This window comes from Weissella muntiaci, from assembly GCF_008107635.1.
In the GTDB taxonomy this organism is placed as follows: Bacteria; Bacillota; Bacilli; order Lactobacillales; family Lactobacillaceae; genus Weissella; species Weissella muntiaci.
Genome location: NZ_SDGZ01000014.1, coordinates 70748 through 91074, shown reverse-complemented (window position 1 = coordinate 91074; position 20327 = coordinate 70748). Strand labels below are relative to the sequence as shown.

The window sequence follows — 20327 nt, the reverse complement described above, 5'->3', positions numbered from 1 at the left end:
AGGAGGAAAATATATGGTTGCAAATGGTGGAGAAGTCACAGCGATAATTGGCGCTGATACCAGTGGTTATGAAGCAGGGATGAATAAAGTATCTAGTTCTTCAAATTCTGCTTTTGGTACCGTTGGTAGTCTTACATCAAGCATAGGAAAAGGCATGGTAGTTGCCGGAGCTGCTACAACAGCAATGGGAGTCACGGCATTAAAGAGCTTTGGGTCTTTTGAACAGTCATTAAATAGTGCAGCAGTTATTGCTGGTGGAACTTCTAAGGACATTCAAGGACTTTCAGATGTTGCAACAGAGATGGGGGCAACATTGCCTTTAAATGCCAACGAAGCCGCAGAAGCAATGGTAGGCATGGCAAGAGATGGTGCATCCATTGCGACAATCAAGGAAGAATTTCCGGCGATAGCACAAGCTGCAACAGCTGCAGGGTCAGATTTGCAACAAACGGCCTCTGTTGTACAACAAGCTATGAACTTATGGGGAGACAGCATCGGATCGTCAGCACAAGCTGCAGCAGTTTTGACAACGACGGCAAACGTTTCTAATGCATCGGTTGAAGAGATGCAACAAGTCTTAGCTGATGTAGGATCATCGGCTACATCTGTTGGATATAGCATGCAAGATGTTTCAACTGCAGTTGGATTGCTTACTAATAAGGGAATACCAGCGGCACAAGCTGCACAAAATCTTAATTTTGCTATTACTAAGATGATTAAACCTTCTGCATCTGCACAAGCGATGATGGATAAACTTGGTGTTAGTTACTATGACGCGCAAGGAAAGATGAAACCTATTAATCAAGTTGCAGGTGAACTTTCAAGCAGTATGTCTGGTTTGTCAGATGAACAAAAACAAAACGCGTTATCAGTTATGTTTGGACAAGCAGGATATAAGGTCATGAACGATCTTATGCAGTCTGTTAGTGATACTACTGGCAGTACAACGACTAGCTGGGAAGGTATGTCAAAGGCTATTAACGATGCATCTTCATCAGCAGATGCCGCAAATAAGGTTCTTAGTGATCAAGCATCCGAAATGCAAAAGAATATGGGTGCTAAAATCGAGCAAGTTGGTGGAAATTGGGACTCTTTGACTAAGAAAGCTTTGGCATCGAAGGGCGGCGTGTCTGGCGCAATCCTAGATATGACTAATGACACTTTGAGCTGGGCCGCTAAATCCAAAAGTCCGTTTGCTGAACTAACACGTGGATTTATTGGATTATCTCCGGTTATAGGACCTGCCACTATGGCTGTAGGTGGATTCCTTACGAGTGCTGGAAAGATAGTAGGTGTATTAAAAGGTGTTGGTGGATTGGCAGCAAGTGCTGGAAAAGGTATTTTTGGATTAGCTGCTAAAATGTTGGGATTAGGCGGCGGAAATACAGCAGTTGCAGCTTCATCAGTTCCCGCAGCAGCAGGAGAGAAAGCTGTTGGCGCAGCGGCTAAAACATCTGCTAAGGATATGATGATGATGGGACTAGCAGTTCTGGAAATAGGTGCAGGCATCGGCCTTGCTACTGCAGGAATGGCACTGTTGGTATTGTCGATTACTCAGCTGGCTAAACAAGGGCCGATGGGTGTCGCTACTCTGGTAGCAGTTACTGGAGCGATTACTTTGCTAGTAGGAGTATTTGCGATTGCTGGTCCGGCTTTGACTGCAGGGGCCGTTGGAATGGTTGCATTTGGAATTGCAGCAGCGGCTGTTGGTGTAGCGGTACTCTTAGTTGGTGCTGGGATCGCACTTGCTAGCGCAGGCTTAGCATTATTGGCAACACAACTTCCGGTTATCTCAAAATACGGATTATCTGCTTCACTGGGAATCGCGGCATTAGGATTGTCTCTTGCTGGATTTGCTGCAGGAGCTTTGCTAGCAGGTGCTGGGCTTGTAGTATTAGGTGCTGGATTGTTAGCTACTTCTGTAGGATTATTGGCACTAGGAGTTGCAGTTGGAATATTGAGTATTGGTGTTCTTGCACTTGGTGCAGGGATATTATTAGCAACTGTTGGGCTGACTTTGTTAGCAACACAGTTGCCAATAATTTCGCAATACGGCTTATCGGCAGCTGTTGGAATTGCAGGTCTTGCCGCTTCGCTAGTTGTATTTGGAGCTGGTTCACTTGTTGCAGCGGTTGGATTAACTGCATTAAGTGTTGGTTTGATTGCTTTAACTGTCGGATTAGCTGCAGGAGCTGTCGGTATGTTAGCGCTAGGAGTTGCAACTGGGGTGTTCTCGGCGGCCTTATTGGTTGCAGGAGCTTCTATTATGATTGCTGCAGCCGGAATAACCTTATTGGCTGCCACGTTACCATTAGTTGCTGCTGGAGCATTGGCTGCTGGTACATCAATGACACTATTAATCGCTAGTCTTACAGCATCTTCGGCCGTAGCTATTCTCGCAACAGCTGGGTTTGTTGCGTTAGGAGTTGGACTAGTGGCGATGACTGCTGGTGTAGTTGCTGGTGGAATAGCTTTTGCGGCTTTCGGAGTGACTTTGGGAGTTGTAGCAGCTGGAACAGTCATATTATTAGCTGGACTAGTCGGAGTTAAAGCAAGTCTATCATCAATCAATGGTAGCGCTACTAGTGCGGCCAATAGTCTAAAACAGATGGTAACAAGTATCAATGTCGTTAATACAGGTTTAACAGGACTAGTATCAAGCGCTCGATCGACAGTTTCATCATTTCTTTCAGTATTTAGTGGAGCTGTTGGTCAAGCACGATCAAACGGTACTAATTTAGGAAATGCAGTGTCTAACGGTGTATCTTCCAGCTTGAATAACAGTACCGGCCAAGCCCGCTCAGCTATGAACTCGATGATGAATGCTATCAAGGATGCTGGTAATGATGGCGTTAGTGCAATGCGCAACGTTGGTAATATGATTGGCCAAGGGTTGGCTGTTGGTATGCGGTCGGCTTTAGGTGAAGTGACCTCTGCAGCAAATGCTCTTGTGGCACAAGCTGAAAAGGCTGCGCAAGCAAAGGCTAAGATTCATTCGCCTTCACGTTTAATGCGTGATGAAGTTGGTTACTATATCGGAGCCGGTATGGCTGTTGGTATGGATGGCACAGCTGGAATGATCGCTAAGAGTTCAGCTGGACTTATCGAAGCAGCTCAACAATCCGTTAGTGATGTTAGAGCAAATGGAAACATTACAGCGGACGCCTCGATTGGTGGGGTAAATGGATTTAATTTGGCTAATGAAGTTGATCCAGATGTACAGAATGCCCCTAATTCAATGATTAACTTAACCGTTGAACAGAATTGGGACGGTAACAGCGTACGTTATGCGATTAAGGCCCAAGATAGCAGAGATGAAGCACGTATCAATCTTATCAATAATGGAAGGAGTTAATAATGGATTTACTTGTAGAAACAGACATGCAAACTTATGTTCTTTCTAATTTAGGAGTGTTTGTGAAAGATGTTAAAACAAGCTCGCCATCTATTGATATATCGAGTACGTCAATTAATTTTAAGAATGGAAAACTTTTCTCTGGAGCTACATATGGAGAAAAGACAATTACTGTCACTGGAAGTTACTACGTTGAAGACGAGTATGCAGATCAAGAAATGCAAGATAAATTGAATTTCTTGTTCGCTAGAGTTGAGCCGTTTTATATTAGTCAAATGTTTAGGAGTGGTGATCAATATGATTATGAGAGACCTGGTGAAAGCACAGGATCAACTCTTGATAATCAGCAAGACCCATTAACGTATCATTATCGGTATAAGGTTTTGATTTCCGACAATATTGATTATGATTTTCAAGGTAAATCCGGAGCTGGATTACTCACTAATATTTCATTGGAGTTTAAGACGGTTGATATTCCTTACGGTATGACATTACCAGAGGATGAGGTTTTAACGGGTGCAAGGGCAATTCCTTACAGTGGGACAGCAGATGTTTCGCAATTGGAGTGGCCTTTTTATTTTGTTCTTATGTCTACTCAATTACAGGGAAATTCATTTACTTTCAAAGTTGGAGATGATGTATTTACTTACACTAGCGATGTTGCGATTAAACAAGGCGATGTTTTTGAGCTAAAAGGAACTTCGTTCTTGCTTAACGGATTAAACGTTAATGATCGAACTAATATTCAATACTTCAAGCTCAGAGCGCAGCAAGAATCGGTTATCGAGACTGATTTCATTGGTGAAGTTGAGTTAAAAAACAAGATTGCTTTTTATGTTTAGGGAGGACTTATGATTAAATTTACAAATGAACGTGGTGAACAATTATTAGCCTTGGCTGAACTGACATATAAAGCAACCGTTAATGGCGAAAAGTCCCTTTCTGGAACGATATACACTAATGATGAGGTTCTGAATAAGATTGATCGTGGCTGGTATCTGGAATTTGATAATGAAAATTATATTATTACTTATGCCAAACCAATTGATCAAGGTGAGAATGTAACCGTGGAATTTGAAGCCGTACATGAGTTCTTTTATAAGATGGGTAAATCTGCCGTTTATTCGCAACTATCCGATGGTTCGCATACGGCAGATGAGTATTTGCATTTTATCTTTGACGGTAGCGAATATTATTTCCAATTGGGATCACCAGTAGCAGCGTTTGAAAAACAAAGCTTTGGACTGAAAAATCGCATGGCATTGTTCAATGATTTTATTGATTCAACGGGACTTGAATTTTATCTATCAGGGCATACTGTGACAATTATTGACAAGGTTGGTAGTGATTTATCAACGATTGTTCGAAAAGGCTTCAATCTACAGGAATTGACCTTAGAACGAAACATTAGCGATTTTGTGACTTATGCAAAGGGTTTCGGTGCCTACTTGGATGATAACAATCATGACGCTGGTCGTGTAACAGCAGAGTACACAAGTCCATTAGCTGATATTTACGGAAAATTAGAAGCCGACCCTGTTAGCGATGAACGATATACAATTGTTGGAAATTTACAGGCTAGATTAAAAGAAGTAGTAGATGGTTCTTATACAATTTCAGTTGGTATGACACTTGAAGATTTACAGAAAGCTGGTTATGAATATTCATTGCCAACGCCTGGTGATTACATTATGGGTGTTGATGAAGAACTTGGCTTTTCTCAGAAGGTCCGGATTGTTAGTACGGAAACTGACTTTGATGTAACTGGAGATAAACAAGGAACCAAAGTAACTCTAAATTCAATTAGCTCAGTCGATTCGAAAATCCAAAGCGATGCAAGCACTTCTCATACAATGAATAATATTATCAATGGTAATGGTTCGATACCAAATTCTTGGTTGGAAGATGCAACCCAGATCGCAACAGAAGCATTGCAAGATACCCAAACAGAATTAAAGTTTACATCTAACGGCATATTAGCGATTGATAAAACAAACGCTAACAATGTCGTTATTTTAAATTCTGCTGGTATTGGTGTTTCAACAGATGGTGGAAAAACGTTTGCCAATGCAATGACTGGTAAGGGGATCAACGCCACAACTATTACCACTGGAATCTTACGAGCAATTGACATCATTGGTGTAACCATTACAGGAAGTAGAATTACCAGTACAAATAGTAATAATCAAGCCTCGGTGAAACTTGAAAATGGACAAATTGAATTTAGAAATGCAAATGGTACAAATGTCGGTCTTATTTTTCCGAGTTATGATGGAAACCATAATGCAAATGGATTAGCTCTTGAGCAAATTCCAGGACAAATATTTTCAATTAACACAAAGAATTCAAGCAATGATACATCAACTGCCGTAATTCAAATTCCGGCGGATTCTAGTACCGACAATGTAAAAGCAAATTTTTATGGAAGCAAAGTCTTTGAAAATGATAATTACTTCAATAACATTCGTGGCAAGGGAGAAAAGTTGTGGATTACAGCTGGAACCGCAATTGTTTTGAACGGAGGAAACGGATCAAGTAATACCTTTAATGTTTACAATGACCATGTTGATGTTTTAGGAAATTTTACGGTCTATAACGGTAGTAAAAACGCAGCACATCCAACACGCGATGGATTTAGAGCAACACCCGCTTATGAAACGGCTGAATCTTATCTTGGCGATATTGGGGAATCCGTAACTGACGATAAGGGCGAGATCGAAATTAATATTGAGACCTTGTTTGGAGACACGATTAATACTGAGTATGCCTATCAGGTATTTTTGTCGCCATATACCGATGCTAAAATCTGGGTTTCAGAACGTAAAAAGACCAGTTTCATAGTTAAGTCTGATCAACCAAATGCTAGCTTCGCATGGGAATTAAAAGGTAAGCGCCGAGGCTACGAGAAAGAACGATTAATGCTGACCGATTTAACATATAAAGAGGCTGAAAAATTATATAAGGAGGCAGAAATAAATGACGAAAATAAAGATGACTCTTGATATCTCTAAAACACCAGTAATTACGCCAGCACTGCGACAACGTCAGAACGATGTAACTGCGTACACGGCGGACGTACAAATTACTAGTAACAGTGAAGCGTTCGATTTAACTGGGTATAAAGTTAGTTTTGAAGGCGTGACTTCAAAAGGAAACAAGGTTATTGATGATATCGGTATAACTGTGACCGACGCAACTAAAGGACAGTTTACCTATGCTTTTCCTAAAGAGGGTCTGCGTGACGTAGGTCAATATCAAAAGGCATATTTTTCTTTGAGCAATGGGACTAAGCGAGAGACAAGTAATGATTTTGGAGTGTTTGTATTAGCTTCTGCTGATTTAACGGAAGACGAAACTGGTGACTATCTTTCAGAGTATGAAAAGATGCTCGAACAATTGCGAGCGTTGTATGCTTCACTCAATATCGATCAAATTAGGGAAGATATGGAAAACTTGCAATCTGAAATGGATGCACTTTCAACAGACGTTAAGCAACAGTTGGCGACCGCTAAAGCTGACATAGAGCAACAATTGGCGAACGCAAAGTCAGAAATGCAATCTATGATCGATGAAATTACAAAGACATTGGCAGATAAGGATGTTGCTATTCGTGGTGAAGATAATGACTTCACTAAAAATAATAAGTTTGAACTGCCAATTGAAGGTAGTTTTAAAACACGAGAAGCAACATTTACTAGTTTTGATGACGTCGCAAAGGATATGACTAAGTTTCCAGGAAATTGGTATGTGGCTGATAAAAATCTAACTAATGCACCATTTTCTAGTTGGTATACGGTCCATATCATTACAGGCACATCATTCACAACCGGAACGATTGTAGCTAACTATTTAGGCGGTGGAACGAAGATAACAGCTGTAAGTGATGGAAAGATTGTTGGTTGGAAACAATTAGCAACTTTAGATGATGTGAAAGTTCTTAATTGGCAACCAAATATGCCAGTAAAGAAGGGGCAACTTATTACATTTAAGTCATTAGGTGCAGCTACAACAGGACTGTTAACCAATCCTGTATTTATGTCATTGGTGGATCAAAATACTGGTACATCATTCCCAGCAGCCGATTCGATTGAGGGTGTAAGTGGTAAATGGAAGCTTATCAATCCAGATTCTTATACAATCTCGTATGTAATAGATAGTTATGCCTTGAAATTCAATTTCAAACGTCGAGGTAATAACGTTTCATTGGTCACTGGATTTTCAACACATGATATATCATCAGGATATGACTTTATGGCTGCTGAAAAATTGTCAAACTTGTCTGATGTATGGCGTCCGCAAGATAATTTCGCCTGGATCAATAACGCCACTTCGATGTTATTAATTTGGGACAGTGGACGAATTACTCTACAAGGAAACAATAGCGCTGGATCAGGCAGTTTATGGACCGGGATGTATATGGCTAAGAACGGTTATCAATGGGTAGTGGGGGCGCCAGCCATACAGTAAGGTGAATATACGAAATGGATAAATTTTTAGATTTAATTGCTGACGGCACGTTGCTTACTTTGCTGACAACTGTACTGACATCGACTGCTGGTATTTTGGGGACTATCTATGCAATTAAGAAATTAAATACTACACATAACGATAATCTTAGTAGTCAAATGGCTGAGATCGCACTTAATTCAAAACGAATAGAGTTGAACCAAGTAATTGACCATGATTATGGTGTTGAGGTTGTTAGTCTCGTTTATTCGCAGTATAAGATGCTAGGCGGGAATAGCTACATGACGGAGAAGGTAAAAAAATATTTTGAAGATAAAACAGAGGAGTGGGAAGAGCATGCATAAATTAAAAACACTGGTCGTTGCGATTGCATCGGCCTTTTTTGTATTCGGCGGTATGACGGTAGTTAGTCAAGCAGCTCACGCCGATACACCACGATACGACATGATTGACGTGTCTAATCATAATGGAACGATGTCAGCTGATGAGTTCCGCTACATGCGTGATAATTATGGCGTTAAGGCAGTTACAACTAAGATTTCAGAAGGAACGACTTTCTCGGATTGGACGGCTGCTGGAAATATTAAAGCTGCCATTGATGCAGGGATTTATGTCAACGGATATCATTTTTTAAGTAGTACAACTATCGATGGAGCTGTAGCGGAAGCCGATTATGCTGTGCAACAAGCACAAGCTGATGGATTACCAGTGGGAGCGGTTCTTGCGGTTGACGTTGAGAATTCTTATCAAATGAATATGGGACGTGCAATGCAACCGGTTGTTCAAGCATTTATTAATGAGGTTCAACGTGCTGGAGGCTATCGCTCAACAACTTACACTATGGGTTCACATCTTGAAGTGTCAGTTGATGGAGATCCATCATGGATTGCGAGCTATCCCTATACGCCAACCAGTGAACAAAGTTGGTATTCAACTGAACATGCTTGGCAATGGACGTCAAAAGCAACGTTTGCAAGTTCATTAGGTGTATTCGATGTTTCGCAATTGTATGATGATTTCTTTACTGCTGGCCAAGACGCAAGTAATAACGTTACGCCACCAGCAGAAAATGATAATACAACTGATGCCGTCTCATTAAATGGTGTCTATGTAATTGATTCATGGAAGATATACGGTTCAGGTTGGTACGCTCGTAATAATGATATGAGTATTCCGGTTGCTGATTACAACAATGATATTCCAGTGCAAAGCGTTACTCTAACAGATCGCTATGGCAATGCTTTGGCTAATCAAGTAGCACAAGGAAACAATGGCGCTATGGAATACTTTACTTTGAACGATAATTACAAGGTATTTAACCGTGTAGGAAGTTCAATCCAAATTGAGATGAATGGCGAATCAGTCTGGTTGAAGGTGGCCTATACTAAATAGTTAAATTAGTCGAATTCGACCAGTTTAAACTTCAATTAAGGGAGTAGATTTATTATTTTACACAAGTAGTAACCCAGCTACTTAATTTTTTAACTCTACTCCTAAGAGAAATGATTTAGGACCCACTAGATCACATATACTTGAAAGCCCCCGCTAGGTAGATTAACTTCTACTTAGCGGGGGCTTTTTTGTTGTGTTTATATAATAGTCGTGTTATAATTATTATATTGATTAAGAAAGGAGTAGATATGAGTAAGCGCAAAAAGAAAAAGCCTCTAAGTGCAGAAGCTAAGATAACTATCACATTCGGAATTATCCAAGTCCTTGAATGGTTAGCGGATAAGCATTGGCACTAGAAAGCTTTTAAACCAGATTAAGGCGACTGAGAGCGCCTTGTTTGGTGTACTCATATCATAACATATAGATGAATAGAATTATTGATTGGGCTGTTGCAACACTATTTATTTTAGGATTGATTCTTACATTATTAGGAATTAATAATACTTGGTTCATGATTGTAGTTGATGTAATTGGGATAGCATGGGTAACTTTCAGATACAGAGAAAGCAGTCGGAGAGGAATTTTACTGACGTTAGGTATTCTATTGGCGCTACAGTTAATTCTCCAAGTTATTGAAGTAGTGGGGTGATTTAGTTATGGATAAAGAAGAGCCTAAGCGAGTTGGGCGACCTAGAAAGTACACGGACGGAACAACTACTGCACAGAATGAAGCTAACAAGCGTTACCGCGAGAAGAATAAGCAACGTACGAGACGCACCAACTATAAAAGCCACGGCAAAACATTCATTACTGAATATGCTAATGTAGATGAATTAACAGAAATTATCGAACTAGCTGAGAAGCGTTTGGATGATTTGAATGAGAAATAAAAAATCCTCGCTGGGTAGATTAATCTCTACTAGCGAGGATTTTTATATATTATATAAGGCACAATTAGGGCACATAAACTAATCAAGACACTGATTTAACAGCATTTCCTCACTCGATTGCAGAGTGAGAAGCTTTTTTATTTATTTTCGCAGGAAACCTGTGAACCATAGAATCAATGTGGTTAGGGCCATCAAAATTAATGTGATAATGATGGTTAAAATCCAACCTGCATCACCGTTGGAATTATACAACGGAATGGGAACGTTTTGTCCGAAGAAACCAGATACAATGGTGGGGACGGTCAAAACGATTGACCAAACCGTTAGAACTTTCATCGTCCAGTTCAAATTAGAATTCGCAACATTCTCATAAGCGTTCGAAACTGAATCGGTTACTTGGCGTGATAGATCCGCAGTGTCGATTGCTTGAGTTAGTTCAATATTAAGATCATCGATTTTTTCAATTTGCCAGGGAGTTAAGTATTTGGCCTCATGTTCCCGCAATGATTTGATCAAATCGAGATCAGTTGTGATTGAATTCGATAGGTAGATCAGGCTGGTCTGCAAGTCCATCAGATTATCAATGATTTTCTTGGTTTGCTTAACTTGACGAATCTCTCGTTGAATTGGATTACGCTGGCGGTTGACCTCTAAAATCGTTGTCATAAATTTTTCAGTGAGCTTTTTGGTAACGTTTAAAATAACATCCAAAGGGTGCAAATCTACTGAGGCATTATTGATTTCTGATTGTTCAGTGATCAGCGGATTAATATATGCCGTTTCGCGGCGGGTAAATGTGTAAAGGCGCTTGCCGTCGTTACTGAATAGAAAGCTGACCGGCTCTGTTGTGGCTCGATTAGAGGTTGGTGTGACAATATCAAAAATCATTAGCGATAAATCGGCGGCCGTAGCATATTCCATGCGCGCGCTTTCGTATGGATCAACCGCATAATTGAGAATTTCATGAGGGATTTCCTGTGACTTGTGCAGCCATTGACGATCAGATTCATCCATTTCATGAACTTGCGACCAAGTGAAATTTGGGAAAATATTATTTGTAGTTATCATAATAGCCTTAGTATAAATAAAGCGAGCTGAACATGCAAAGAAATACATGTGGAACAGCTCGCATGTTTGTTGAAATGTGCTATATTTATAAATAAGTTTTACTAAAAAATATCATTTTTAGTAAAAACAGGTAAAATCATCCGACGATCTTAATGAAAATAATTCCTAAGATGAAAATGATGATGCCAATGATCTTTTGGCGGGTAATTTGATTTTGAACAACTCGTAAGAATCCAAAATGTTCAATGATTGCGGAACTAATCATCGTAGCGATTAATGTCATTGAGACCGTCAGTCCAGGTCCAAGAATGGGGGTCAAGAATGTAATACTGAGTACAAAGGTTGCACCGATTGTTCCGGCAAGCCAACCGATGGGTGAAGTTAGACCGACGATCAGATTTGGAACCGTAAACTGCCGTGTGATAAGTACAACGATCAGCAGCAGCACGGTACCAAAGAGGAAGGCGATAAAAGTTGAACCAATTGTATTATTGAGTTCGACGCCTAGGTTGGCATTGAAGATTCCCTGAAGCGTTGACAAAATTCCGGCTATAAAAGCCCATACAGAGTAAAGTAAATCATTTCGCTGATTAGTTGTTGTTCGTTTTTTCGGGCTGTACGCTGAAAAAATTACACCGGCAATCAACAAAAGTACCCCGATAAACTTGATTAGGTTCATTGTAGATGTTGGCATTTTAAAAAGGCCGAATGAATCGATTAGGATTCCTGAAAGAATTTGACCTAACGTTGGATAAATCACAGCTTTGATTGGTCCGAGTTTTGGGAACAAAATGATGATGCTTGTAATGTAAATTGCGCCCATGAAGCCACCAATCAACCAAGGGAAACCATGACTGAAAGTGGTAGTAATTAAGTTGGGAATATTAACTTGCAAAATAAGCAACAGTACGATGAATTCAAATGAGCCGATGATGTAGGTGATCAGGCTGGACAAAATTGGTGAATGAATCTTTTTACCAAGATTGACTGATAGGGGGCTTTGGATCGCTAGAATTATTCCAGCAAAAAGAGATAGTAGATACAACATATTCTGTGGGGGTCTCCTATGTTACGTATTTGCTTAGTCTGATAAGACTGTTAGGACTTCTGTTGCAGTAGGAATAGCGGGGATTGCTCCGGGGCGGGACACGACGATTGAACTGGCAACACTGGCGCGTTTTAATGTAGTTTCAATATTTGAATAGTCTTTTTCTAAAACGGTTGCAATAGTCCCGATGAAAGTATCGCCAGCGGCAGTCGTATCGACTGCGTTGACTTTACGAGAGGCTATCAGCCCGTGGGTACCGTTGATGGAATAAAATGAGCCATCAGCGCCGAGCGTGATGATAATGTTATTGATACCAAGCTTTTGTTCAAACAGGGGGATACGTTTGACTAATTCGGCGTATTCAACTGTTGCAGGCAATTTGATTAAAGCGGCCGCTTCGGTTTCATTTGGAATTAGTAAGTCAGTATTTGTTAAAATTTGCGGATTGATTTTATCCGTAACGGGGGCAGGGTTTAGAATTGTCATGGCGCCATACTTGTGGGCAAGCTCAAAACCTTTGGCGATTGCTTCAGACGTGACTTCAAGCTGAGCCACGACCACGTCAGCATCGACAAATTGAGCTTCTGCGGAGGCAACGTCATCGGCGGTTAAGGCCATGTTGGCCCCGCCATGAACTAGGATGGTGTTATTACCATCTGCTTCCAGCATGATGTAGGCGGTACCGGTTGAACTGTCCTCCTTACTAGTTAGAGACGCGACATTAATACCTTCTTCCTGTAAGAGTGCTTTGTAACTTGAACCTTCTGCATCAGCACCGACGGCACCTATAAAGCCGACAGATGCACCTTGTCGGGCGGCCGCAACGGCTTGATTGGCGCCTTTGCCACCGAAGTTAGTGGCTTTGCTGATTAGACTGAGAGTTTCGCCCTGTTTGGGTAACCGGGGCATGTTCTGAATAACGTCAATATTTAACGAACCAATGACTAAAATCTTCCTCATAGTGAATCACCTCACGAAAAAAACATGATAAAATATATGCTATAAAACGCTTTCAATGCTATCGTTACTATGATATAGTAGCAAAGTAAAACGTTTTAGTAAAGAAAGGTTTATTTTAGGAGTAATATTATGTTCATTGCAATTAATATTCTTGGTATTTTTGTTTTCTTGGGTATTGCTTATCTCTTCTCAAATGATAAGCGAAATATCAATTGGCGCTCAGTAGGGGTCGTTGTTGCTTTGCAACTAGTCCTTGCTTGGTTCTTCACTCGTTTCTCAGCTGGTCAAGCTGTGGTTAAGGGTGCAGCGGATGGTTTCACTTGGTTAGTATCAGTTGCTAATCAAGGAATCGCCTTTGCACTTCCTGACTGGTTGACAGCTAACCAAGGCGGACCTAATTTCGTTACGTCAGCTTTGTTGCCAATCTTGTTGATTGTTCCATTGTTTGATATTTTGACTTATATCGGAGTATTACCATGGATCATCAAGTGGATTGGTCGCGGGTTGTCATACATTACTGGACAACCAAAGTATGAGTCGTTCTTTGCTATTGAAATGATGTTCTTGGGAAACACTGAAGTTTTGGCTGTTTCTAAGCATCAATTAGATACGATGTCAGATCGTCGTAACTACACATTAGCAATGATGTCGATGAGCTGTGTTACCGCAGCAATCATTGGTGCGTATGTGCAAATGGTTCCAGGTGATTATGTTTTGATGGCTGTGCCACTTAACGTACTAGGAGCTGTTGTTATTACTTCTATCTTGAACCCAGTTAAGGTTGATAAAGACGCAGACGTTATTGCATCAATCGGTGGTGAGTCTGGTGAAAAAGAGCCATTCTTCTCATTCTTGGGTGATTCAATCCTTGGTGGTGGAAAGTTGATCTTGATCATCGCCGCAACCGTTATTTCATTCGTTGCTTTGGCCGCATTGGTTAACCAATTGTTCTCATTAACTGGTCTACACTGGTTGACTTTGCAAAACATCTTCGGTGTAATCATGTTCCCATTTGCTTGGTTGCTTGGTTTCAATGTTCACGATGCATTCCAAATCGCACAATTCATGGGAACAAAGCTTGTTACCAACGAATTCGTTGTTATGGGTGAGATTTCAAAGAACATCATGGCCGGTAAGGGCTTGTTTGCTAACCATCACGCTGCCGCCGTTTTGACAGTCTTCTTGACATCATTCGCAAACTTCTCAACTGTTGGTATGATTATCGGAACCTTCAAGGGACTTGTGACTAAGGAAAAGAGTGACTTTATCTCAAAGCGTGTACCATTCATGCTATTGTCAGGTATTTTAGTATCACTATTGTCAGCCGCAACAGCTGGATTGTTCATCTGGTAAGATTTAGTAGCTAATTGAAGGAGTCTAGAATGAAGTCAGTTATTTTGGATATGGATCCAGGGATTGATGACGCTGCCGCAATAGCTGTGGCCGTTAATAACCCTGACTTAGATGTAAAATTGATTACGACAGTCGCTGGTAATGTTTCAGTTGATAAGACGACCAGTAACACGTTGAAGTTGTTGGAATTCTTTGATAAAGATATTCCGGTTGCAGCGGGTGCAAAAGCCCCTCTAAAGAAACAATTTGAAGATGCATCGTATGTACATGGTGCTTCGGGAATGCCAGGATATGACTTCCCAGCAGTAACGACGAAGCCAATTGAACGTGATGCGGTGGATGCTATTCATGATGTTTTGCAAGCCGCAGATGAGCCGATTACACTCATTGCAACTGGTTCATATACCAATATTGCGTTATTTATTCAAAAGTACCCAACAGACTTTGCTAAAATCGAACAGTTAATTATGATGGGTGGAACGGTTTCTGCTGGAAATACAAGTTCTGTTTCTGAATTTAATGTGTTCACTGATCCTGATGCAGCCAAAATCGTTTTTGAAAGCTCGCTACCTAAGGTCATGATTGGACTCGATGTTACAATGAAGGCGTTGATTACGCCGGCAACGTTGGAAACAATCGCTAAGATGGGACGTTCCGGTGAAATGCTTAAAGCAATTATCGGCGAATATTCTGATCAAGGTGCTGGTGGTAAGCCAATGCACGATGTAAATACGATTTTGTACGCACTGGATCCAACGGCGATTACTACAGAAGCTGGTAATGTAGATGTCGTTGTTGACGGACCTGCAATGGGAGCAACGGTTTGGGATTTTCAAAACCGTTGGCACGATGCAGATACAACAAATGTAGAAATCGGACTCGATATTGATGCCGCAATGTTTAATGACTGGTTTATTAAACAAGTGGGCAACATGCCGGTATAAAAGGAGACAAGATGGCCGTAAAAAAGATGATTTTAGATTTGGATACAGGAGTAGATGACGCCTTGGCCTTGGCCTATGCGCTAGCTACACCAGATTCAGATTTGATTGGAATTGTTTCTTCATATGGTAATACTTTGGTTAATACAGCTGCAGAAAACAGCTTGAGCTTGTTGGAAGTTTTGGGAGCGACTGATGTGCCGGTTTTTGTAGGTGAATCGCACTCCTCGACGACCGAAGACTTTAGTACGATGGAAATTTCGATGGAAATTCATGGTCGTAATGGAGTTGGTGAAGTTGAATTGCCAAAGGCCACCCGTGCTATCGAGAAGCAACATGCCGCTGATTTTATTATCGAAGCAGCTCATCGGTATGGTGAAGATTTGATTATTGTGCCAACTGGTCCGTTGACCAATTTGGCACTTGCAATGCAAAAAGATCCAACGATTGCTGATTTGATTGGTAATATTACCTTGATGGGTGGGGCATTGATTGTACCCGGAAATGTTACGCCATATACAGAGGCAAATATCAACCAAGACCCAGAGGCAGCTGATTATGTCTTCAAACATGCTAAGCACTTAGTGATGGTTGGATTGGATGTAACGCTACAAACACTTCTAACGAAGAAGGAAACACAAGTTTGGCGTGATCTTGGTACAAAGAAGGGGCAAATCTTTGCTGATATCTTTGACTATTATATTGATGCGTATGATCGACTAGATATTAACCACGCAGGAGCGGCATTGCATGATCCGTTGGCGGTTGGTGTTGCGGTGGATCCAAAATTGGTGACCTTACTCGGGGTCAACATGCAGGTGACACATGAAGATGGTCGGACGATTGGTGATCCTGATCGGCTACGTGATCCGCATAAGACTAACTTTGCAGCAGTTGAAGTAGATGTTCCAGGATATCTTGAGCGTTTCATGAATTATATGAATATCGTTTTAGGATAACTTAGAATAGTTTAATAAGGATAGAAGCTGATTGAAATTAATCAGCTTCTTTTTTATAAATTATTGGTAAAACGTTTTATCGTGAAATGAAATCTATGATAGAATTTAAGTAATATCAGCGGGTTTGATCTTAGCTGATTTAATTAAGTGGTAGATTATAAAATTCAACAAATGGAGAGCTAAAAATGGACGTTACAGAGCAGAAGCGACAAGTTGGTAAATACGCGGCAGGGTTAGTCGAAGATCATATGACGGTGGGACTTGGAACTGGCTCAACAGTTAAGTTTTTCGTTGATGCCTTGGCAGAGCGCGTTAATAACGAGGGACTAAATATTATTGGTGTAACAACATCTGTTCGGACAGCTGAGCAAGCTCAAAGTCTAGGAATCAAAATCGTTGATTTGGATGATGTTGATGAAATTGATTTAACGGTTGATGGAGCTGATCGCGTGAATAAGAACCTTGATGGAATCAAGGGTGGCGGTGCAGCTTTGTTATTTGAAAAGATTGTGGCAATCAACTCAAAGAAGAATGTTTGGATCGTTGATGAAACGAAGTTAGCCGACCCACTTGGGGGCTTCCCATTGCCAGTTGAAGTAGTTACATATGGCGTTGGTCATTTGAATACGTTATTTGCTAACGAAGGTTTGAAGCCAGTTTTGCGGACTGATGCTGCTGGTGAAACGGTTGTAACTGATAACGGAAATTATATTATTGATCTACATTTGGACACGATTGAAAAGCCAGTTGAGTTGGCTGATTGGTTGTCAAAGCAGGTTGGTGTGATCGAGCATGGTTTGTTTATTAATATTGCAAACCGAGTGATTGTTGCCGGAGAAGAAATCAAGATTTTGGATCGCGCAAACTAAGCAGAATTTAGTAACCAAATTTGACGGAAGCTAGGATTGCCGGTATACTAGTATGGTTATCGATAACACAATGGAGGAAAATGAATATGGCTATTAAGTCACCATACAATTCATGGTCAAAGAAGCGTCCAGTATCATACGACGCAGCTCGTGCAGCACGTACGGCAGAAGTTGTTAACATTCAACAATGGGCCAAGGGTAAGGCAGAATTGGAAGCTAAGTAAGCTTCTTTAAATGCTTTTTAGAAAGAGCGTCAATATGTAGGCTAAAACCTTATGTATTGGCGTTTTTTTATATAATCTCAATTAAGCTTGATTTCTTCTGGAACGGTTTTAAGCCTATTACATTAGCCGGTAATTTATAAATTATAGATGTAGAAATAGGTTTATTATCAATGAGGTCGTTCAGTGAATTAATATAGATTTAGGCGCTTGCTGAACCATTTTCAGTTGGAAAAAAAGTAGACAAGAGATTTAAAGATTTTTCAATTCAAAAAATTGTAAGGCACACCAGAAATGGTGTTTTTTTGTATTGAAAACTAGCCATATAATGTTCACCTAAATTCAATAATAAATGGTATGTGCATAAATTACCAATGCCTTTTTCGGGGAAAATATTTCAAAATCCGAAAAGATATAAGATTTATCAAAATCATTATATATACATAAATTCGATTATGAATATCCTTAATCAAACATAAAATGACAGAATTAAATATTTATTGGATGTAATGTTATCCGATTATAAAAGACCTTTTATAGATCCTTGAATTATGCGTATTTTGTGAATAAATTGTGTTTTATTTTATTCTGTGATAAGTTTACCTTATTAATTTATGTTTTCTTTAAGGTGTTCTTTTATGACTTTTAAATATGTTTCACAAATAGATGAGAGAGACTGTGGGGTAGCAGCTCTATCGATGATATTGAATAAATATGGCCAGACGAATTCCTTAGCTAGTTTGCGCGCTCTCGCAAAGACAGATTTAGAAGGTACTACGGCATTAGGAATTGTCAGAGCAGCTGAAAAATTGAATTTTGAAACGAAGGCTATTCGAGCTGATACTTCTTTAATGGAGGTTAAAGATTTACCTCTACCATTTATTGTCCATGTAAATAAGGATGGCAAATATCCTCATTACTATGTAATATATGGCGTTCATCGTAATTATCTTAAAATTGCAGATCCAGATCCTTTAATTGGAAAGATCAGAATGAATTATGAACGATTTTCAAAAGAGTGGAGTGGTGTCGCCATTTTTATGGCGCCGATGCCAAATTTTAAACCTGTGAAGGATAAGGAATCTAGTTTTTTTTCTTATGTTCCGTTAATTCTTAGACAGAGAAAGATAATTGCAAATATAATTTTGGCAGCGTTATTGATAACAACTGTCGGTATAGGAAGTTCTTTTTATTTACAGGGTGTTTTGGATACGTACATTCCGAACGGTATGAAAAGCACATTGGACATTGTATCTGTTGGGTTGATAGTTGCGTATATTATTCAGCAAGTTTTAAATTACGCCAAAAGCTATTTACTGCTAGTCTTGGGGCAGAGATTATCGATTGATGTTATTTTGTCGTATATAAAACATTTATTTGTCTTGCCGATGAATTTTTTTGAAACTAGGCGAGTGGGTGAGATAACATCTAGATTTTCTGATGCTAACACCATTATTGATGCAATATCGAATATCATACTATCCATATTCTTGGACTTTGGAATACTACTCATGGTGGGTGTAACATTATTAATTCAAAATAGTAAATTATTTTTATTGTCGTTAGCTGAAATACCTATATATTTGGTAGTATTGTGGATTTTCTCCAACCCCTTTACACAGTTGAGTAAGGAGCAGATGCAAGCAGGATCTATATTGAATTCTACTATTATTGAGTCATTAAATGGGGTTGAGACAATTAAATCGTTAGCTGGAGAACGAGTTACATACTCAAAGGTTGATAGAGAATTTGTTGATGTATTGAAAAAATCTTTTAAATTTCAAAAGGCTGTACAGCTACAAGACTCCATAAAAAATTTCTTCCGTTTAATGTTTAATGTGTTAATTCTTTGGTATGGATCGAGTTTGGTAATAAAAAATATAATAAGTGTTGGTCAATTAATGGCGTTTAATGCACTTCTTGCATATTTCACTGATCCTTTGCAGAATATACTGAATTTACAGAGCAAATTACAGGCAGCGAGAGTAGCAAATCACAGACTGAATGAAGTATATTTAGTTCCTTCCGAATTTGGCATCAATAGTGAGGACTCTATGAGCGTACCAATAAATAATGATATAGAAGTAAAAAACCTCAACTTTAGCTATAACTATGGAATATTAAAGTTGAAGAATGTCAATCTACATGTAAAATTTGGTGAAAAAATTGCATTGGTTGGAGCAAGTGGATCTGGCAAGTCGACATTAGCAAAGTTGTTGGTGAATTTCTTCGATGTAGCTGATAAGGATTCGAAAATTCTCTTGGGGAATATTGATATTCATAAAATGGATAAAACGTTATTGAGGAAGAAAATAACCTATTTACCTCAAGAACCTTATACATTTACAGGGAATATACTTGATAATTTGAGTTTGGGAGCTGCAAATGACATAACAAATAAAGACATACTTTGGGCAACGGAAATTGCAGATATTAGAAAAGATATTGAGGAATTGCCAAATGGTTTCGAAACGGAGATATCAGAAAATACTGGATTCTCTGGTGGGCAACGTCAAAGGTTATCCATTGCAAGAGCATTGCTAACAGGTAGTGATATTTTAATACTGGATGAATCAACCAGTAATTTGGACGTATTGACTGAAAAAAAGGTTATTGATAATTTATTGTCAATAAAAGATAAGACAATTATTTTTGTGGCACATAGATTAAATATTGCTCGAAAATCTGCGAGGGTATTGGTGATGCGGGATGGAGAAATTGTAGAAGAAGGGACACATGAAAAATTGTTATTAAGCGATGGATACTATACGCAATTATTTAATGGATAATTTTGAAGAGGACGT

The 20327-nt window shown here is 39.6% G+C and carries 16 protein-coding genes; 13 read left to right on the top strand and 3 right to left on the bottom strand.

Going from position 1 to position 20327, the window contains the following annotated elements:
- Nucleotides 1–13 precede the first annotated feature (13 nt).
- The 7 genes from ESZ50_RS05530 to ESZ50_RS05495 all read left to right on the top strand — a co-directional run bounded on the left by ESZ50_RS05530 (nt 14) and on the right by ESZ50_RS05495 (nt 10104).
- Nucleotides 14–3355, top strand: coding sequence for a phage tail tape measure protein (locus tag ESZ50_RS05530; protein ID WP_148622597.1), 3342 nt, complete (start codon nt 14–16; stop codon nt 3353–3355).
- Nucleotides 3356–3357: 2 nt separating this feature from the next.
- Entirely contained in the window at nt 3358–4197 is an 840-nt protein-coding gene (locus ESZ50_RS05525) for a phage tail domain-containing protein (RefSeq protein WP_148622596.1), read from the top strand.
- 9 nt (nt 4198–4206) lie between these two features.
- Nucleotides 4207–6357 carry a phage tail protein gene (locus ESZ50_RS05520; protein ID WP_148622595.1) on the top strand — a complete coding sequence of 717 codons (2151 nt, stop codon included), beginning with the start codon at nt 4207–4209 and terminating at the stop codon, nt 6355–6357.
- Nucleotides 6332–7822, top strand: coding sequence for a BppU family phage baseplate upper protein (locus tag ESZ50_RS05515; RefSeq protein ID WP_148622594.1), 1491 nt, complete (start codon nt 6332–6334; stop codon nt 7820–7822). Before ESZ50_RS05520 ends, ESZ50_RS05515 begins: the two co-directional genes overlap by 26 nt.
- A gap of 14 nt (nt 7823–7836) precedes the next feature.
- Complete coding sequence (locus ESZ50_RS05510; RefSeq protein WP_148622593.1) at nt 7837–8166, top strand: hypothetical protein; 330 nt, start codon at nt 7837–7839, stop codon at nt 8164–8166.
- Nucleotides 8159–9214: a GH25 family lysozyme gene (locus tag ESZ50_RS05505; protein ID WP_148622592.1), complete on the top strand. Its 1056-nt coding sequence runs from the start codon at nt 8159–8161 to the stop codon at nt 9212–9214. The genes ESZ50_RS05510 and ESZ50_RS05505 overlap by 8 nt, the downstream gene beginning before the upstream one ends.
- Before the next feature lie 656 nt (nt 9215–9870).
- Nucleotides 9871–10104, top strand: a complete 234-nt coding sequence (locus ESZ50_RS05495; protein ID WP_148622590.1) for a hypothetical protein — start codon at nt 9871–9873, stop codon at nt 10102–10104.
- A gap of 141 nt (nt 10105–10245) precedes the next feature.
- Here the strand turns inward: ESZ50_RS05495 and ESZ50_RS05490 are convergent, their stop codons facing one another.
- The 3 genes from ESZ50_RS05490 to rbsK all read right to left on the bottom strand — a co-directional run bounded on the left by ESZ50_RS05490 (nt 10246) and on the right by rbsK (nt 13180).
- Nucleotides 10246–11172, bottom strand: coding sequence for a magnesium transporter CorA family protein (locus tag ESZ50_RS05490; protein WP_148622589.1), 927 nt, complete (start codon nt 11170–11172; stop codon nt 10246–10248).
- Between the two features lie 136 nt (nt 11173–11308).
- A complete protein-coding gene (locus tag ESZ50_RS05485; RefSeq protein ID WP_148622588.1) occupies nt 11309–12220 on the bottom strand; it encodes a DMT family transporter in 912 nt (303 codons plus the stop codon).
- Between the two features lie 33 nt (nt 12221–12253).
- Entirely contained in the window at nt 12254–13180 is a 927-nt protein-coding gene (gene rbsK / locus ESZ50_RS05480) for a ribokinase (RefSeq protein ID WP_148622587.1), read from the bottom strand.
- Nucleotides 13181–13309: 129 nt separating this feature from the next.
- Here rbsK and ESZ50_RS05475 point away from each other — a divergent pair, with 129 nt between their 5' ends.
- From ESZ50_RS05475 to ESZ50_RS05455, 6 genes are all read left to right on the top strand, one after another.
- Complete coding sequence (locus ESZ50_RS05475; protein WP_148622586.1) at nt 13310–14533, top strand: NupC/NupG family nucleoside CNT transporter; 1224 nt, start codon at nt 13310–13312, stop codon at nt 14531–14533.
- Nucleotides 14534–14562: 29 nt separating this feature from the next.
- The gene (rihC, locus tag ESZ50_RS05470) at nt 14563–15477 is read left to right on the top strand and encodes a ribonucleoside hydrolase RihC (protein ID WP_148622585.1); all 915 of its coding nucleotides are present in this window, start codon (nt 14563–14565) and stop codon (nt 15475–15477) included.
- An 11-nt stretch (nt 15478–15488) separates the two neighbouring features.
- Entirely contained in the window at nt 15489–16433 is a 945-nt protein-coding gene (locus ESZ50_RS05465) for a nucleoside hydrolase (protein WP_148622584.1), read from the top strand.
- A gap of 185 nt (nt 16434–16618) precedes the next feature.
- Nucleotides 16619–17302, top strand: coding sequence for a ribose-5-phosphate isomerase RpiA (gene rpiA, locus ESZ50_RS05460; protein ID WP_148622583.1), 684 nt, complete (start codon nt 16619–16621; stop codon nt 17300–17302).
- Between the two features lie 86 nt (nt 17303–17388).
- Nucleotides 17389–17526, top strand: a complete 138-nt coding sequence (locus ESZ50_RS11675; RefSeq protein WP_187387562.1) for a hypothetical protein — start codon at nt 17389–17391, stop codon at nt 17524–17526.
- A gap of 635 nt (nt 17527–18161) precedes the next feature.
- Nucleotides 18162–20312 (top strand): peptide cleavage/export ABC transporter, encoded by a 2151-nt coding sequence (locus ESZ50_RS05455; protein WP_148622582.1) that lies wholly within the window; start codon nt 18162–18164, stop codon nt 20310–20312.
- Nucleotides 20313–20327 lie beyond the last annotated feature (15 nt).

What these genes read in the sequence shown, in the direction of transcription:
- rihC (WP_148622585.1), top strand. Translation starts at nt 14,563, where the DNA reads ATGAAGTCAGTTATTTTGGATATGGATCCAGGGATTGATGACGCTGCC.
- ESZ50_RS05455 (WP_148622582.1), top strand. Translation starts at nt 18,162, where the DNA reads ATGACTTTTAAATATGTTTCACAAATAGATGAGAGAGACTGTGGGGTA.
- ESZ50_RS05530 (WP_148622597.1), top strand. Translation starts at nt 14, where the DNA reads ATGGTTGCAAATGGTGGAGAAGTCACAGCGATAATTGGCGCTGATACC.
- ESZ50_RS05515 (WP_148622594.1), top strand. Translation starts at nt 6,332, where the DNA reads ATGACGAAAATAAAGATGACTCTTGATATCTCTAAAACACCAGTAATT.
- ESZ50_RS05495 (WP_148622590.1), top strand. Translation starts at nt 9,871, where the DNA reads ATGGATAAAGAAGAGCCTAAGCGAGTTGGGCGACCTAGAAAGTACACG.
- ESZ50_RS05525 (WP_148622596.1), top strand. Translation starts at nt 3,358, where the DNA reads ATGGATTTACTTGTAGAAACAGACATGCAAACTTATGTTCTTTCTAAT.
- rbsK (WP_148622587.1), bottom strand. Translation starts at nt 13,180, where the DNA reads ATGAGGAAGATTTTAGTCATTGGTTCGTTAAATATTGACGTTATTCAG.
- ESZ50_RS05475 (WP_148622586.1), top strand. Translation starts at nt 13,310, where the DNA reads ATGTTCATTGCAATTAATATTCTTGGTATTTTTGTTTTCTTGGGTATT.
- ESZ50_RS05520 (WP_148622595.1), top strand. Translation starts at nt 4,207, where the DNA reads ATGATTAAATTTACAAATGAACGTGGTGAACAATTATTAGCCTTGGCT.
- rpiA (WP_148622583.1), top strand. Translation starts at nt 16,619, where the DNA reads ATGGACGTTACAGAGCAGAAGCGACAAGTTGGTAAATACGCGGCAGGG.
- ESZ50_RS05505 (WP_148622592.1), top strand. Translation starts at nt 8,159, where the DNA reads ATGCATAAATTAAAAACACTGGTCGTTGCGATTGCATCGGCCTTTTTT.
- ESZ50_RS11675 (WP_187387562.1), top strand. Translation starts at nt 17,389, where the DNA reads ATGGCTATTAAGTCACCATACAATTCATGGTCAAAGAAGCGTCCAGTA.
- ESZ50_RS05510 (WP_148622593.1), top strand. Translation starts at nt 7,837, where the DNA reads ATGGATAAATTTTTAGATTTAATTGCTGACGGCACGTTGCTTACTTTG.
- ESZ50_RS05485 (WP_148622588.1), bottom strand. Translation starts at nt 12,220, where the DNA reads ATGTTGTATCTACTATCTCTTTTTGCTGGAATAATTCTAGCGATCCAA.
- ESZ50_RS05465 (WP_148622584.1), top strand. Translation starts at nt 15,489, where the DNA reads ATGGCCGTAAAAAAGATGATTTTAGATTTGGATACAGGAGTAGATGAC.
- ESZ50_RS05490 (WP_148622589.1), bottom strand. Translation starts at nt 11,172, where the DNA reads ATGATAACTACAAATAATATTTTCCCAAATTTCACTTGGTCGCAAGTT.